The sequence below is a fragment of the Actinocrinis sp. genome, assembly GCF_035605935.1.
In the GTDB taxonomy this organism is placed as follows: Bacteria; Actinomycetota; Actinomycetes; order Streptomycetales; family Catenulisporaceae; genus Actinocrinis.
Genome location: NZ_DATNGK010000034.1, coordinates 1 through 14,768 on the forward strand (window position 1 = coordinate 1; position 14,768 = coordinate 14,768).

At 69.3% G+C, this 14,768-nt stretch carries 11 protein-coding genes; 5 read left to right on the forward strand and 6 right to left on the reverse strand.

The window, feature by feature from the left end:
• A partial coding sequence (locus VN779_RS02810) for a glycosyltransferase family 2 protein (RefSeq protein WP_325719805.1) occupies positions 1-3,285 on the reverse strand: 3,285 nt, incomplete at its 3' end.
• Between the two features lie 413 nt (positions 3,286-3,698).
• Positions 3,699-3,956, reverse strand: a complete 258-nt coding sequence (locus tag VN779_RS02815) for a WhiB family transcriptional regulator (protein ID WP_325719806.1) — start codon at positions 3,954-3,956, stop codon at positions 3,699-3,701.
• A gap of 646 nt (positions 3,957-4,602) precedes the next feature.
• Here VN779_RS02815 and VN779_RS02820 point away from each other — a divergent pair.
• From VN779_RS02820 to VN779_RS02830, 3 genes are all read left to right on the forward strand, one after another.
• Positions 4,603-5,037 (forward strand): hypothetical protein, encoded by a 435-nt coding sequence (locus tag VN779_RS02820; protein ID WP_325719808.1) that lies wholly within the window; start codon positions 4,603-4,605, stop codon positions 5,035-5,037.
• Between the two features lie 112 nt (positions 5,038-5,149).
• Positions 5,150-6,109, forward strand: a complete 960-nt coding sequence (gene cofD / locus VN779_RS02825; RefSeq protein WP_349260617.1) for a 2-phospho-L-lactate transferase — start codon at positions 5,150-5,152, stop codon at positions 6,107-6,109.
• Positions 6,106-7,428 (forward strand): coenzyme F420-0:L-glutamate ligase, encoded by a 1,323-nt coding sequence (locus VN779_RS02830; protein ID WP_325719811.1) that lies wholly within the window; start codon positions 6,106-6,108, stop codon positions 7,426-7,428. The genes cofD and VN779_RS02830 overlap by 4 nt, the downstream gene beginning before the upstream one ends.
• A gap of 50 nt (positions 7,429-7,478) precedes the next feature.
• On the opposite strand, the gene VN779_RS02835 is transcribed toward VN779_RS02830, so the two are convergent.
• The 3 genes from VN779_RS02835 to VN779_RS02845 are packed head-to-tail and all read right to left on the reverse strand — an operon-like array spanning position 7,479 to position 11,278.
• The gene (locus VN779_RS02835; protein ID WP_325719813.1) at positions 7,479-8,474 is read right to left on the reverse strand and encodes a DNA-3-methyladenine glycosylase 2 family protein; all 996 of its coding nucleotides are present in this window, start codon (positions 8,472-8,474) and stop codon (positions 7,479-7,481) included.
• Entirely contained in the window at positions 8,464-9,567 is a 1,104-nt protein-coding gene (locus VN779_RS02840; protein WP_325719815.1) for an NDP-sugar synthase, read from the reverse strand. The genes VN779_RS02835 and VN779_RS02840 overlap by 11 nt, the downstream gene beginning before the upstream one ends.
• Positions 9,560-11,278: a DUF2079 domain-containing protein gene (locus VN779_RS02845; protein ID WP_325719817.1), complete on the reverse strand. Its 1,719-nt coding sequence runs from the start codon at positions 11,276-11,278 to the stop codon at positions 9,560-9,562. Before VN779_RS02845 ends, VN779_RS02840 begins: the two co-directional genes overlap by 8 nt.
• Positions 11,279-11,382: 104 nt before the next feature.
• Here VN779_RS02845 and VN779_RS02850 point away from each other — a divergent pair, with 104 nt between their 5' ends.
• Together VN779_RS02850 and VN779_RS02855 are read left to right on the forward strand one after the other, a co-directional pair.
• The gene (locus VN779_RS02850) at positions 11,383-12,168 is read left to right on the forward strand and encodes a TIGR03089 family protein (RefSeq protein WP_325719819.1); all 786 of its coding nucleotides are present in this window, start codon (positions 11,383-11,385) and stop codon (positions 12,166-12,168) included.
• Positions 12,169-12,332: 164 nt separating this feature from the next.
• Positions 12,333-13,643: an LCP family protein gene (locus tag VN779_RS02855; protein ID WP_325719820.1), complete on the forward strand. Its 1,311-nt coding sequence runs from the start codon at positions 12,333-12,335 to the stop codon at positions 13,641-13,643.
• Positions 13,644-13,656: 13 nt separating this feature from the next.
• On the opposite strand, the gene VN779_RS02860 is transcribed toward VN779_RS02855, so the two are convergent.
• Entirely contained in the window at positions 13,657-14,718 is a 1,062-nt protein-coding gene (locus VN779_RS02860; protein ID WP_325719822.1) for a glycosyltransferase family 2 protein, read from the reverse strand.
• Positions 14,719-14,768 lie beyond the last annotated feature (50 nt).

The following is a 14,768-nucleotide window of genomic DNA, read 5'->3' on the forward strand; positions in this document are numbered from 1 at the left end:
CGCGGGTTCCTGGTACGGTTCCGGCTCCTCGCGCCAGGTCCGCTGGGGCTCAGGTTCCGGCTCGGTCTCAGGCTCAAGCGGATCGGCGGGCCGGGAAGCAGCGTCGAGCTCGGCGGCCTCCTCACCCTCGATCTCCTCATCGGGCCGGCGACCGAACGGCAGGGCCATGATGGTCGCCGCGATCGCGGTGAATCCGCCGACGATCAGCCAGACGGTGTGCTTCATCGAGTGGTAGCCGATGGTGATCGTGCCGCCGCTCGCCGGCAGTTGCCACGCCTGGAGGCCGCCGACAGGTTGCGCGGTACCAAGCGTCTGATTGCCCATTGACGCTGACCAGCCGGGCAGCGCATCCTCAGCGAGCACAAGCACGCGGCCGGATGTACCGGGCGGAATGGTCACGGTCGCGCCGGTGTCCTGTGCACACACCATCGCGCTGCCTGTAGGAACCGGCGGCGTGTTACCGCACTGATAAGCCACCGGCAGAGCGACGCCGCTCTGGTCCCGGAGCATGACGCGGCCGATGTTGCCGTTTACCGACCAAAGTCCGTATCCCTTGCCGCCGCCCTGAGCCGTCGAACGCTGCGTGAGACCGGCGACGCCGCTCAACGCCTGGGTAACAGACGTCGGGGCGCTGGGAGTGACCATGATGTAGCCGACATCCATGACGGCGAGTTGCAGCGCCGCGTCGCCGCCGTTGCCGGAGAGCAGCTGACCGACGACGCCGTCCAGCTTGCTCGTCTGGGTGGCTGACATGCGGATGTCCGCCGCTCCGAGGGTCGGCCCCCCGTCGCGCACGATGCTGTAGCCGACTACGCCGGAGGAGCCGCCGGTGAGCATCAGGGTGCGTGGACGCGCGGCGGTCTGCCCTTCCGCGGCGACGTAAGGCGGCAGGATCTGCGCCGAGACCCGCGCCACTGGGTTGTCCGCGCCGCGCACCAGCCACCAAGCTCCGGCGGCGGCGGGGGCGAGCACGGCGGCGCTGGTGATCAGCACGGTGAGCGGCTGGCGCCAGCCGAACGCGGCGGTGGCGATGCGCTCCTTCGCGCCCTCGGCGCCGACCACGGTCGCGGTGATCAGGCCGAGGCCGAGCAGCGCGGTGGACATGCCGGGCCACGGGATGACGCTTTGGTTCGAACCGGGCGGGGTGACCTTGAGTCCCGCGATGACGACCGCGGAGCCGAAACCGACCAGTGCTAGCGCCCACGCGGAGATCACGACGCGCCGCCGGGTACCGCGCAGCAGTGCGGCGAGCGCGGCGAGCAGCAACCCGACGCCGAACCAGGACGGATACGTTCCGGGGCCGCCCGGGTTGCCGAGCAGCAGGCCGAGCGGTGTAGGCGCGGGACGCTCCAGGTTCGCTCCCGGCAGCCCGGCCTCCAGGAAGAAGGAGGTGGGGTACCGCAGCAGGGAGAGCGACCAGGGCACGAGCACGACCAGCGGCGTGCCGAGCACGATGCCCATCCGGATGATGGTCACCGCGATGTTGGAGCGGGTGCGCCAGGCGACGGTAAGTACCGCGAGCCCGCCGAAGATCAGTGCCAGCACCCAGGTGACCGGGGCGAAGGCGGTGCCGATGGTCAGCAGGAAGGCGCAGGTCCAGGCGGAGCGGGTGGAGCCGGCGCGGCCGGGGCCGCCGATCGCCTGAGTCGCGGTGGTAGCCACCAGCGGCAGCACGGCGACGGCTACCGCGGTGCCCAGCCGTCCGGTCGCGATCGCGCCGGTGGCGACGGCCAGCAGCGCGTACGCGTATCCGGCCCAGATCCGCAGTGGCGCCGAGGAGGTTATCCGGCGGAAGGCGTACGAGGCGCTGAGGCCGGCGAGCGGGACTGACCCGATCAGCAGCACCGCGACAGCCCAGGACGCCTTGCCGAACAGCAGGGTGGCGAGGACCGCCAGCAGTCCGAGGTAAGGCGGCGAGTACGCGGTGGTGCCGAGGCCGACGCCGTGCCAGCCGGACAGATAAGCGGTCCACAGGTCGGTCGCGCCGGCCGGGGTCGGCAGCAGCGCGCCTCCGGAGAGGGTGCCGCCGACCAGGATGGCGCGCGCGGCGATCAACGCGATCAGCGTCAGGCCACCGCCCACCGCGATGATCGGGTTGCGCAGCAGCCGCTTGATCAGCGCGGCGGAGTCGGTCTCCAGCGCCTCGGCTTCCTCGGAGACCGGCCCGGTCTCCACCGAGCGGTGCCGGGAGCTGTCCTGGACCAAGTCGGCGCGCTCGCCGCGCAGCTGGGTCCAGATGTTGTCGAAGGCGGTGCGGGCCAACGCCCCGCGCGGCGGGAAGAACTGCTCGATCTGGTAGCCGCCCACGGTGCGCAGCTTGCGCCGCGCGGAGCGGCCGCGCAGGATCCGGTCGGGCCGGGCGGCGAAGGTGAGCAGGGCGAGCAGTTCGTCGGAGGCGGTGCCGGGCTGCTTGGCGATCACGAAGCCGAGGGCGCGGAAGAAGGATCCGGCCATCAGCCGCAGCCAGAGCGCGGGCCAGAACCGGCTGTCCCGGTTGACCGCGACCGTGTACAGCGCGTGGCTGCGGTCGAGCAGGTGCGGGCGGTTGGGCCCGGCGCTGATCTTGCGGCGCTCGCGGGCGGCGGCCTCGGCGTGGTGGATGACCGCGTCGGGGGCGACCACGACCTTGTATCCGGCGCTGTTGACCCGCCAGCAGAAGTCGAGGTCGTCGCGGAAGACGGAGATGCCGCGGTCGAAGCCGCGCAGCCGGTCCCATACCTCGCGCTTGACCAGCATGCCGGCCGAGCTGACCGAGAGGACCGGGCGGATTTCGTCGTGCTGGCCCTGGTCGTGCTCGTTGCGCTCAAGGCCGGTCCAGCGGCGGCCGTTGGCCGCGACCGTCGCGCCGACCTCGAGCAGCTGCTTCTTGTCGTACCAGCCGCGGATCTTGGGGCCGAGCACGGCGGCATCCGGTTCGTCCTCGGCGGTCAGCAGCAGCTGGCCGAGGGCGTCGGGGGCCGGGGCCGAGTCGTCGTGCAGCAGCCAGATCCACTCGACCGGCGGGTGCGGGCTGTCGTAGCCGAACTCGTCGTAGCCGACCGGCGGCGAGGACTTCAGGCCAAAGGCGACGGCCGCGCCGTAACCGGTGGAGCGCTTGCGCTGGAGCACCTGGTCGGCGCCGAGGGCGTCTTCGAGCAGCTCGACGGAGTTGTCTCGAGAGCCGGTGTCCACCGCGATGATCCGCTGGACCGGACGGCGCTGGTTTAGCAGCGCGTCGAGGACGGGGCCGAGCCAGCGCGCGCCGTCGTGGCTGACGAGCACGGCGGTGACGACGTGGTGGCGCAAGGCCTCCAGCGGATTGGCGCCCGCCGCGCGCGGATCGGCGGCTCGCGGATCGGATCCGTGAGCCGAGGGACGCGCGGGTGGTGCGTACATTGTCATGCGAAACGACGACCCGGATCTCGACGGCAGGGGCGGTGTTGGTGCTGGGCCGTGCCGTACCGCCGCGCGGGTCTGTCGGACGGCGCGCGGGCAGCGGCGCGGTTGACCCACCCTACGCGACGCGGAAGAGCGCCGGGGAGGTTGCCGGGAAGTCGTCCGGCTTTGTCCGGTTTTGAACCGGCGTAAGCGAATCCGGATCGTCGGGATCTCGACCCGCGGCGGGCAGCGCCGTGCTGATTTAGAGGGTGCGCAGATGTTACGAACGACGGGACCGCGGGCGTGAAGAGCCGTCAGAGGTTGATCTGCGAGCCGTTAGATCAGGCGCTCTTGCGCTTGAGCTTGCGCCGCTCGCGCTCGGACAGGCCGCCCCAGATGCCGAAGCGTTCGTCGTGGGCCAGGGCGTACTCGAGGCATTCGGCCTTGACCTCGCAGACCAGGCAGACCCGTTTGGCCTCGCGGGTCGAGCCGCCCTTCTCCGGGAAGAAGGATTCGGGATCGGTCTGCGCGCACAGCGCCCGCTCCTGCCAGGTCAGCTCCTCCTCGAAGCCACCGAGCAGCGGGAAGACCTCGTCCATCGGTACGTCTCCCGTCTCTTGTTCCCGGCACGTGCGCGATCGACTTGAGATCACTGACCTCTCGTCAGGAACCCTGGGCGACCTGCTTGAAATTACACGCGCGTCATTCCCGGCCCGTCAAGCCGCGATCTGCTAGCGGCGGGTTGATTCACTCGTAGAGAGCAGTGTTCGATGATGCTCTCCGCCAGCATCGCGACCCACCCGACGTGCATCGCCTTCGATGGCCCGGAGCTGCGGATCCAGCCTTGCCTGGAAGAGACTTCGCCCTTTCGGGCAGTCGTAATCACACGCGAGGGTGAATAGCCTCTCTTCGAACTTAGCGGCGCGCACTTCCCAACACCCCGTCGATGTGCGGTAGCCTTTCCGCATCATGTCAGCGCGTGCCGGTATTTTCGCCAAGCGGGCGATTTCGGTCGGATTCTCCGCCGAGTCGCACCGTGTCGGCGGCGCGCTCTGTTGTTGTCGCTGTTGCTGTAGCTGACCCTTTGCCGCCCGGCCTGATCCGGGCAGCCCGCAGTCAGCATTCGCCGAGCCCGGCCCTTCTCCGCCCGGGTCTCCCCTTCCGTGATCACGGTCCGTGTCACCGCGGTTTTTCCCAACCGGTGTCCACAGCGAAGACAGCACACAGGACAGGATTTCGCCCGCCATGCCTCTCACGGCCCTCCAGCCACAGGCCGCACAGATCCCGCCGGACGTCGCGGCCGTGCTCAGCGATGCGCAGATCCATCCCGAACTGCTGCTGCGCGTGTCGAGCCGGCCGGTGCCGCCGACTGCCGCGACGTTGACCAGGGCCGCGTTGGCGTTCGCGAGTCTCGCGGCCGCTGATGTCCGTGAGCACATCGACTCGCTGCCTTTGGGCGCCCGGGGCATCATCCACTCTGTCGATAAGGGCGGCGTTCTGCACCTGACGCCGTCGAGCACGCCACGGGCAGTCAGCCTCGTGCGGGGCTCGCTTGCGCAGCGCGGCTCAGAGCGGCCGCCGCTGCAGCCGGGTGCGGTACGGCTGGTACCAGCCGGTCATGCGTTGACGCTCGCCGATCTCGCTGGGGATGGCGCGTTGGCCGTCGAGGTGCTCGTCTAGGACTCAGGAGACTCGCGCCTGCGGCGTTTGCCGCTGATCCAGGCGAAACGTGCACAAGGGCCGGTCCGGATAGGCTCCCTTTGTGACAAGCACAGACGTGACTAGCACAGGTATGAAGATCACCGCTCTGGCCGGTGGGGTCGGCGGCGCGCGCTTCCTGCGCGGGCTGCTCGCGGCGGCGCCGGACGCGAACGTCACCGTGATCGGGAACGTCGGGGACGACATCACCCTGCATGGGCTGCGGGTATGCCCGGACCTTGACACAGTGATGTACACCCTTGGCGGCGGGATCCACGAGGGCCAGGGCTGGGGGCGCGCTGGCGAGACGTTCTCGGTCGCGGACGAGCTGGCCGAGTACGGGGTCGGGCCGGATTGGTTCACGCTCGGCGACCGCGATATCGCGACGCATCTGGTGCGCACTCAGATGCTCGACGCCGGATATCCGCTTTCTGCGGTAACCGAGGCGCTGTGCGCGCGCTGGAAGCCTGGCGTTCGGTTACTGCCTGCCACGGACGATCGCGCCGAGACGCATGTCGTGCTGCGCGACGAGGAAGGCAAGCGGCAGGCCGTGCACTTCCAGGAGTACTGGGTACGGATGCACGCTCCGGACGCGGAGTCGATTGTCTTCGTAGGCGCGGAGAAGGCGCAGCCGGCCCCGGGGGTGCTGGAGGCGGTCGCGGAAGCGGACGTGGTGCTGTTCCCGCCGTCGAATCCGGTGGTGTCGATCGGGGCGGTGCTTGCGGTGCCGGGCATCCGCGAGGCGCTGGCCGCGACTGCTGCTCCCGTGGTCGGCCTTTCTCCGATCATCGGATCGGCTCCGGTGCGCGGAATGGCGGACAAGGTGCTCGCGGCGGTGGGCGTCGCGGAGACCAGCGCGGCAGCGGTCGCCGAGTACTACGGTCCGAATCTGCTGGACGGCTGGCTGATCGACGAGAGTGACGCGAAGCAGGCGGAGCGGATCGAGGCGGCCGGGATCAGCTGCCGGGCGGTGCCGCTGCTGATGCGGGATGTCGACGCGACGGCAGCCATGGCGCAGGCCGCGCTGGATCTGGCAGCGGAGTCGCGATCATGACGGAGCGTCAGGTACCGGCCGGCTACTCGGTTTTCGGGCTCGCCGGGCTGCCCGAGGTTGAGCCGGGGACCGACCTGGCCGCCTTGATCGCGACGGCGGCGGCCGAGGCCGGCGGCCTGCAAGAAGGCGACATCCTTGTGGTGACCTCGAAGGTCGTCTCCAAGGCAGAGGGGCGCATCGTCGCGGCGGCCGACCGTGAGGCGGCGATCGACGCGGAGACGGTGCGCGTTGTCGCGAGACGCGGGCCGCTGCGGATTGTCGAGAACCGGCAAGGGCTGGTGATGGCGGCCGCTGGCGTTGACGCGTCGAACACGGCGAAAGGCACGGTGCTCCTCCTGCCGGAGGATCCGGATCGTTCCGCGCGTGAGATCGCGGATGGAGTGCGTACGCGGCTGGGCGTGTCCGTGGGCGTCATCGTCTCGGACACGTTCGGGCGAGTGTGGCGCAACGGTCTTGTGGATCAGGCGATCGGCGCTGCCTACGTCGAGCCGATCGAGGACCTTAGAGGTCGCCAGGACAGTCACGGCAATCCGCTCGCGGTAACAGTTACCGCACTCGCCGACGAGTTGGCCTCGGCTGGCGAGTTGGTCAAAGGCAAACTCGGCGCAGTGCCGGTCGCGGTCGTGCGCGGCTTCGGAGATCTGGTCAGCGACGAGCCCGGATCTGGCGCCCGCGTGCTGCTGCGTCCGGCCGAAGAGGACCTTTTCTCGCTCGGGACGGCGGAGGCGCGGGCGTCTGCGGTAGCGCATCGGCGCACGATCCGGGCCTTCACCGACGCCGATGTGTCCCCTGACGCGATCCGGCGAGCAGTCGCGGCTGCGATCACCGCACCGGCGCCGCATCACACGACACCGTGGCGTTTCGTCGAGGTGCGCTCAGAGGGCGCGCGCAAGGCGCTGCTCGATGCGATGCTCGCGGCCTGGGTGCAGGATCTGCGCGGCGATGGCTTCAGCGAGCAGTCGATCGCGAAGCGGGTGCGGCGCGGCGATGTGCTGCGGGCTGCGCCGGTGCTGGTTGTGCCGTGTCTGGAGATGGAGGGTTCGCATACCTACCCGGACACGCGGCGCAATGCGGCTGAGCGCGAGATGTTCCTGGTCGCGACCGGGGCGGGCGTGGAGAATCTGCTGATCGCACTCGCGGCGGAGGGGCTGGGCTCAGCCTGGGTGTCCTCGACCATGTTCTGCCGCGAGGTGGTGCGGTCCGTGCTCGACCTGCCGGAAACCTGGGATCCGATGGGCGCCGTCGCGGTCGGGCATCCTGCCGAACCGCCGCGCGATCGGCCACCGCGCTCTGCGGATGATTTTTTGGTTACTAGGTGACGGCTGTCTGACCGATCGTCAGGTGAGACAGCCGCGCTCAGGGCTCGCCGTCAGTGCCAGCGGTGGTCTTGAATGGCGGCGCGCGGCGTGCGGCGCGGCTGGCCGGGGCCGGTGAGCAGGATCAGCCGCGCGGCACGGTAACGATGTGGCCGGAAGGGTTCGAGCAGCTCGATCATGCGCGCGTCGTCGGCGTCGCGTTCGCCGGTCAGCGCGTAGCCGATGTGCTTCGAGAGGTGCAGGTCGCCGACTGACAGCGCGTCAGAGTGCCCGTGCGAACGCTGGGTCGTCTCAGCCGCGGTCCAGATCCCGATGCCCGGAATCGTGCAGAGGCGTCGTACCGCTTCGTCGCCACTCATCGCGCCGGTGCGTTCAAGTCCACTCGCGACGCGCACGGCGCGCATGATCGTCGACGATCGTTGTCCGTCGACACCGTGCCTATGCCACTCCCAGGACGGGATACGTGCCCAGACTTCGGGCGGCGGCGGGACGCGCAGTTCCTGCGGCGCTGGGCCCGGGGCCGGCGTACCGTGTCGTTCCACGATGCGGCGCCAGGCCCGGAACGCCTCCTTGGTGGTCACCCGCTGCTCCAAGATGGCCGGAATCAACGACTGCACGACCAGCCCGGTGCGGATCAGGCGCAGCCGCGCCAGCCGTCGGTGGGCCTCGGCAAGCAGCGGATGGCCGGCGACCAAACCCGCGAACTCGCCGAGGTCGTCACCGGCGCCGATCATCCCAGGGCCCTGATCCACCAGCCAGTGCGCACCCTCGCCCCAGGCCGCGATCTCCACTTGGTCGCCGGTGCGCCGGACGCGGACCGAGCCAGGGCCGTGCGGCGTTAGACAGGCGCGCCAGATCGCTCCGTCAGCTGCCATGCGGTACGTCGGGTCCCCAGGTCCCCGGCGCAGCACGCCAAGGGAGAGCGGAAGATCGACGTCGCAGAGCACTGTGGTCACGGCGTCCGGCATCGCCCGCGGATCCGGCGTCTCCTGCCTTGGCTGCGGGACCGCGAGCGAGGGCTTTGTTTCCTGGTCGGGCTCAGGACTCATCGGCGGAGAAGCGTACTGCTCCATCGCCGATGACCGCATCGCACCAGACTCGAGCGCCGCCGCGCAGTTCGTTGCGGGCACCCAACTGCGCGCCGTCGCCGATCACGACCCCGTCGAGCACGGTACCCGCACCGACCCGCGCCCCGCGCCCGACAATCGAGTCACGCACCACGGCCCCGGCCTCGATGTTCGCACCCTCGCCGACGACCGAGCCGGTGACCTCGGCGCCGGAGGCGATGCGGGCCTGAGCGCCGATGGTGCTACCGCCGCCGACCTTCGCGTCGGCGTCGAGGCGCGCGCCCGGAAGCACGAGCGCGTCGGCCAGATCGGCGCGCGTCGTGGCCGGGATCGCGGCGGAGTCGATCGCGCCGAGCACCAGGTCGGCCGAGCCGTGCACGAACGCCTCCGGCGTGCCGAGGTCCCGCCAGTAGGACTGCTCGACTACGCCGAGCACCTTCGCGTCCGCCGCGAGCAGACCGGGGAAGGTCTCGCGCTCGACCGAGACGGGGCGGTCGGCCGGGATCGCGTCGATGATCGAGCGGCGGAAGACGTAGCAGCCGGCGTTGATCTGATCGGTGACGATGTCCTCGGCGCGCTGCGGCTTCTCCCGGAACGCGGTCACCCAGCCGTCCGAGTCCGTCGGCACCAGGCCGAACGCGCTCAGCTTCTCGCGGGCGACGCACGTCAGATGCAGCGTCACATCGGCCTGCCGGGCGCGGTGCGCGTCGACGAGCGCGACGAGGTCGACGCCGGAGAGGATGTCGCCGTTGAAGATGAGCACCGGGTCTTCGGGCGCGCTGCGCAGCCGGTCGGCGACGTTGCGGATCGCGCCGCCGGTGCCCATCGGCTCGGTCTCGGTGACGTAGTCGAGTTCGAGCCCGAAGGCGGAGCCGTCGCCGAAGTACGCCTCGAACACCTCGGGCCGGTACGCGGTGGCGAACACGATCCGGTCGATCCCGGCGGCCTTGGCCCGGACCAGTTGGTGGCTGAGGAACGGCACCCCGGCTACCTCAAGCATCGGCTTGGGTGTGTTCACGGTCAGCGGCCGTAGCCGGGTCCCCTTGCCACCAACGAGGAGGATCGCTTCAGCCACTGTTCCCGTTCTCCTGTCCGAGCTTTTCGATAGACGCAGCCGTGCCGTGACTCTGGGTGATAGACGCAGGCCCTTGGTGATACACATAGACCTTCGCCTGGTCGAACACAAGCTGATAGCCGTTCTCGCGCAGCCAATCGCCACGCCTGACCGCCGACAGGATGTCATTGAGCGGATATGACGGCTCGGCCGTCTGCAACACCACCCACGGACAGCCGCGCGGCACTTGATCGAGCAGAATCACCTGATCCCGGCTGCTCAAATGCGTGGCGATGTCGTCGTCAGCTTCAACGCAGACGCCGCTCGGGATCACCGCGGTTGCCGCGGCTTCGGCCGTCGTGAGGCTGTCCGCGGTCCATTGATCCGCGTTGACCACGCTACGGATCGGGAACGTGTGCGTAATCACTACCGCGAATAGCAGGATGAGTGCGGGCCAGGCGACAGCCGCCCATGGGCGCGCGCCGACAAGAAGCCCGAAGCGGGGCATGCTGCCCAGACGGCGCAGCGGCCGGACGCGCGATAGCCCGCGCACGACCCGGATCAATCCGTCGACCGCCGCCATGATCAGGATCGCGGCGAGGAAAGCGTTGTAGTGCTGGTCGAGGGTCCAGTGCTCGGGTTTGTCGGAGAACAGCCGCTCGGCGAGCAGCGGCACCGCGAGCAGGCAGAGCGGCGAGGCGAGGCTGAGGTAAAGGTACGGCCAGAACAAGAAGTACAGAGTGTTGATCTTCACCTCGGGCTGGGTCGCCACCTGATAGGCGGTCCCGGGGTCGGTGACCACGGTCTTGAGCGCGCCGAGCATGTCCGGGCCGAGCTGACCGTAATACCAATAGAAGCCAACGCGGCCGCCGAAGGCCGGGATCCACAGGTGAAGCACGGCCATCGCGAAGGCGACGCCGCCAGCGCCGAGGCAGGCGCCGATGATCCGGTAGCGGCGGCGTTCGGCACGGTCCAACGGATCGCCGTTAATGCGCCGGGTGACGAGCAGCAGCAGCCCGAACGCGGCCACCACGTAGCCCATGTCCTCCTTGACGAAGAGCAACGCCACGGCGCACGCGACCGCGTGGCCGAGCTTCCTGGCCTGATACCGCTCGATCATCAGCGCACTGAGCGGCACGAAGAACGCGACCTCGTGAAAACCGGCCTGGGTCGCCTCCTGCAGCGGCCAGCAGAGCCCGAAGGTCGCGGAGACGAGGTACGCGCCGACGGCGGCCGACCGCGGCGGCGCGATACGCAGCAGCGCGCGGCGGCTGAAGGCCCACACGCTCGGCACCGCGAGCGCGAACAGCACGGCCTGCGCGAGCAGCAGCACCTGCGGGTTGTTCCAGATCCAGTACAGCGGGGCCAGCAGCGCCAGGATCGGCGAGAAGTGGTCGCCGAGGATGGAGAACGGCTGGGTGTAGTCCGGGGCGACCTGCGCGGCGTCGTGCACGTTCTTGAACATGGAGACCGGCGGGTGGCCGTGCGCGTAGTTGCGGATGGCCTGGTCGAAGATGACCAGGTCGTAGGCGCCGAGCCGGAACCGGTGGTACTGCTGCACCTCGAAGGCGCCTTGCAAAAGCGCGGTGGCCGCGGTGACTGCGGCGACGCCCCACAGATGCCCCCTGGCCACGAATGTGTGCAGCGCGGCGCCCGCCCGGGCGAGCCGCGGTATCGGCCGGCGGATCGCAGCGGGCAGGGCGGAGGAGGCTCGCGCTGCTGACTGGGTCACGGGCTTACAGCCTAGAGGGAGGGGCAGCGAAGCTTCGGCGGGGCGGGGCCGGCGGCACGTCGCCGGACGATTCGGGCGAGCGCCAGGGTGCGTAGGCTCACTCCGTGACTATTCCCTCTTCCGGTGGCGACCAGCGCGGACTCGCGGGTGCACGAGACGTTGCGTCGGTGTGGCAACGCCTTATCGCGGCGAAGGCCGCGCAGCCGTTCCTGACTTATCACGATGACACGACCGGTGAACGCGTCGAACTGTCGTACGCAACGTTCGGCAACTGGTTGTCCAAGACGGCGAACCTGGTGCAGGACGATCTGCTGGCCGGGCCGGGCGACCGGATCGTGGTGAGCGCTCGGCCGCACTGGCTGACCGCGGTGTGGCTGGTGGCCCCGCTGTTCGCGGGAGCGGTGGTCGATCCGTGGGGCGAGGCGAAGTCGGCACACACGGTGGTCGCCGGGCCGGATGAGTCAGCGCTGGCGGCGGCGCGCGAGTGCTCCGGCGAGCGATTGGCTCTCTCGCTGCTGCCGCTCGGACGGCCGTTCGACGTCGTACCGGACGGCTTCCGCGACTATTCGGCGGAGGTACGCGCGTTCGCCGACCGCTTCGTCTCGTTCAATCCGCCGCGCCCGGACATGGACGCGCTGGTGTTGAACGGCGAGACGGTGACGCACGGCGAGCTGATCGAGCGAGCCGCCGTCCCCGCGACGGTCCAAGCCCCGACGCGGGTTCTCGTGGAAGCCCGCGAAGACCAGTTCGCCGGAGAGCAGGTGCTGGACTGGCTGTTCGGGCCGCTGCTAAGTGGCGCTTCCATCGTTCTCGTGCACGGGGCATCGCCGGAACGGCTGGACCGGATCGCCGAGATGGAACGGGTCAGCGGCCGGTTCACGCTGGGCTGAGCGATCTTTCCGGACGACGCTCACCGGTTAACACTTCGGCATCCACAACCGCCGAAAGGTAGCAGCCTTCGAAAGTCACAGCGAAAATTCATGCTAAGCGCGCAACCAGGCGGTAGGCCCGGTGGTCTCTCATTGCGCACCGGCTGGTCTAGAGGGGTGGGGCAATGGCAGCGCTGGGACGGCGACGGTTGCGCGAGCTGCGAGTGGCGGTCGTGGTGGCTTCGGCGCTCGCCATCACGATCAGCGGCGCGCTCGGGTACATCTACCTGCACCTGAACGGCAACATCAAGACGTTCAGTGACGTAGGCGTGTCCAAGAGCAGGCCGCCGGTGGCGACCCCGGCTACCACCGCTCCCGGCGCCCCGGCCGCGCAGGCCCCGATGAACCTGCTGCTGATCGGCTCGGACACACGGGCCGGCGGCAATGAATCACTCGGCGGTGGCTTCGCCGTGCAGGGCGCGCGATCCGATACGACGATCCTGCTGCACGTCTCCGGAGACCGTAAGCACGCAGTCGGTGTGTCTATACCGCGTGACGCCCTAGTGAACATCCCGGCGTGTTACGCCGGCGGTAGCTGGATACCCGCGCAGAACGATGTGATGTTCAACTCCGCGTTCTCCGAGGGGAATCTGGCCGCGGGCAACCCGATCTGCACGCAGAACACGGTCGAGGCGATGACCGGTGTCCGCGTCGACCACACGATGGTGATCGACTTCTCCGGTTTCGCCGCGATGAGCAGCGCGGTCGGCGGGGTGCCGGTGTGCGTGCCGACCGTGGACAGCCCCTACCTGGAGCACGAGTACGGCGTCACCTTGAATGCGGGGATGCAGACCCTTTCCGGGCAAGCGGCGGTTGAGTACGTGCGGGCCCGAGAGGGCTTCGGCGACAACAGCGACATCGGCCGGATGAAGCGCCAGCAGGCGTTCCTGTCCGCGTTGATGAAGAAGATGCTGAGCACCGGGACGCTGGAGAACCCGGTCCGGCTGTATCAGCTCGCGGACTCGGCGACGAAATCGCTGACCGTCGACAGCACGCTCGACTCAGTCAGCGCCCTGGTATCGCTGGGCGCAGAGCTGAAATCGGTGCCGCTGTACAACCTGGAGTTCGTTACGACGCCCTGGCGCTACGACGGGTCGCGCGTTGACTTGATCCAGCCGGACACCGACGTGCTGTGGTCGCTGCTACGCGCGGACCGGACCTTGGAGGGCCAGGACGCCTCCGGCGCGACCGCAGCGACCGGAACGAGCAGCGGCTCAGGCACATCAGGAGCGGTGCCATCGGTTTCTGCGACTCCGGGTCCGAGCGCGGCGAGCGAGCGGATGCAGTTGGAGTCGTTGAGCGGCAGCAGCTCCACGTCGCCCACGCCGACCGCAGTGTCCGGCTCGGGCACACCGATCCCGATTCCGAGCGGCATCACCGACAACATCCGCCGCGCGGATTCGGACCCGTGCTCCGACCTCACCTACGGCAACTGAGCGCGGCCGACCGTTAACGCCGCGTCGATTCGTACAGCGAACGCGGCGAAGTCAAGAAGCCCCAGCCCCAGGTGAGGTGCATCGTCGCGAGCACAAGCGGCAGCCGCGCGCGCACCGGGCCTACCTGGCCACGCGATTCGAGGAGCGCGCCGAGCGTGATCAGCAGCGCGTAGCCGACCGGCGCTGCGAAACCGATGGCCAGGACGGGCAAGCCTGCGGCGAGACCCGCGATGCCGAGCAACGTACCCAGCGCGACGGCGATGAGTGCGATCGGCGGGGCGAGGTACCGCACGCTCGCAGTGCCCTCATGCGTACGCATAACAACGCGGCGCCAGCGGCCATACTGCCGGTACTGGTCCGCCAGAGCCCGGAGATTCGGGCGAGGACGGTACGTGACGCGCATCTCGGGCGAGAAGTAGACCAGTCCGCCGCTCTGCCGCAGCCGGTGATTCAGTTCCCAGTCCTGCGCGCGGATGAACGCCTCGTGATAGCCGCCGAGCTTGTCGAGGACCGCGCGGCGGAACACGCCGAGGTACACCGTGTCCGCGGGTCCGGCCTCGCCGCCGGTGTGGAATTTCGCGTTGCCCACCCCCAGCTTCGAGGTCATCGCCAGCGCGACGGCGCGCTCGAATGACGTCTCCCCCTCGGCGTGCATGACGCCGCCGACGTTCTGCGCGCCGGTCTCCTCCAGCAGCCGGACCGCGGTCTCGATATAGCCGGGAGTCAGCAGACCGTGCCCGTCTACGCGCACGACGATCTCGTTGCGTGAGGCGGCGATGGCGGCGTTAAGCCCGCTCGGGGTGCGGCCGGTCGGATTCGGCACGGTGCGCACGCGCGGCTCGGCCGCGGAGAGTTCGGCGGCGATCTGGTCGGTGCGGTCCCGAGACGGGCCGAGCGCGATGAGGATTTCGAGCTCGCCGGGATAGTTCTGCCCGAGGATGTGCCGTACTGCCGAGGCGAGGTGACGTTCCTCGTTGAGTACCACCATGATCACGGAGACCGAGGGCCAGGTGCGGCCTGGTGAGACGGGCGCCTGACGGGCAGGCTCCGGTTCTATCGTCGCGTTGGCGTTCATTGGGCCTGCACTCTACCGAAGCTCGATCGCCGGTTCGGACCGCGTGATCA

What these genes read in the sequence shown, in the direction of transcription:
- VN779_RS02815 (WP_325719806.1), bottom strand. Translation starts at nt 3,956, where the DNA reads ATGGACGAGGTCTTCCCGCTGCTCGGTGGCTTCGAGGAGGAGCTGACC.
- VN779_RS02820 (WP_325719808.1), top strand. Translation starts at nt 4,603, where the DNA reads ATGCCTCTCACGGCCCTCCAGCCACAGGCCGCACAGATCCCGCCGGAC.
- cofD (WP_349260617.1), top strand. Translation starts at nt 5,150, where the DNA reads ATGAAGATCACCGCTCTGGCCGGTGGGGTCGGCGGCGCGCGCTTCCTG.
- VN779_RS02830 (WP_325719811.1), top strand. Translation starts at nt 6,106, where the DNA reads ATGACGGAGCGTCAGGTACCGGCCGGCTACTCGGTTTTCGGGCTCGCC.
- VN779_RS02835 (WP_325719813.1), bottom strand. Translation starts at nt 8,474, where the DNA reads ATGAGTCCTGAGCCCGACCAGGAAACAAAGCCCTCGCTCGCGGTCCCG.
- VN779_RS02855 (WP_325719820.1), top strand. Translation starts at nt 12,333, where the DNA reads ATGGCAGCGCTGGGACGGCGACGGTTGCGCGAGCTGCGAGTGGCGGTC.
- VN779_RS02860 (WP_325719822.1), bottom strand. Translation starts at nt 14,718, where the DNA reads ATGAACGCCAACGCGACGATAGAACCGGAGCCTGCCCGTCAGGCGCCC.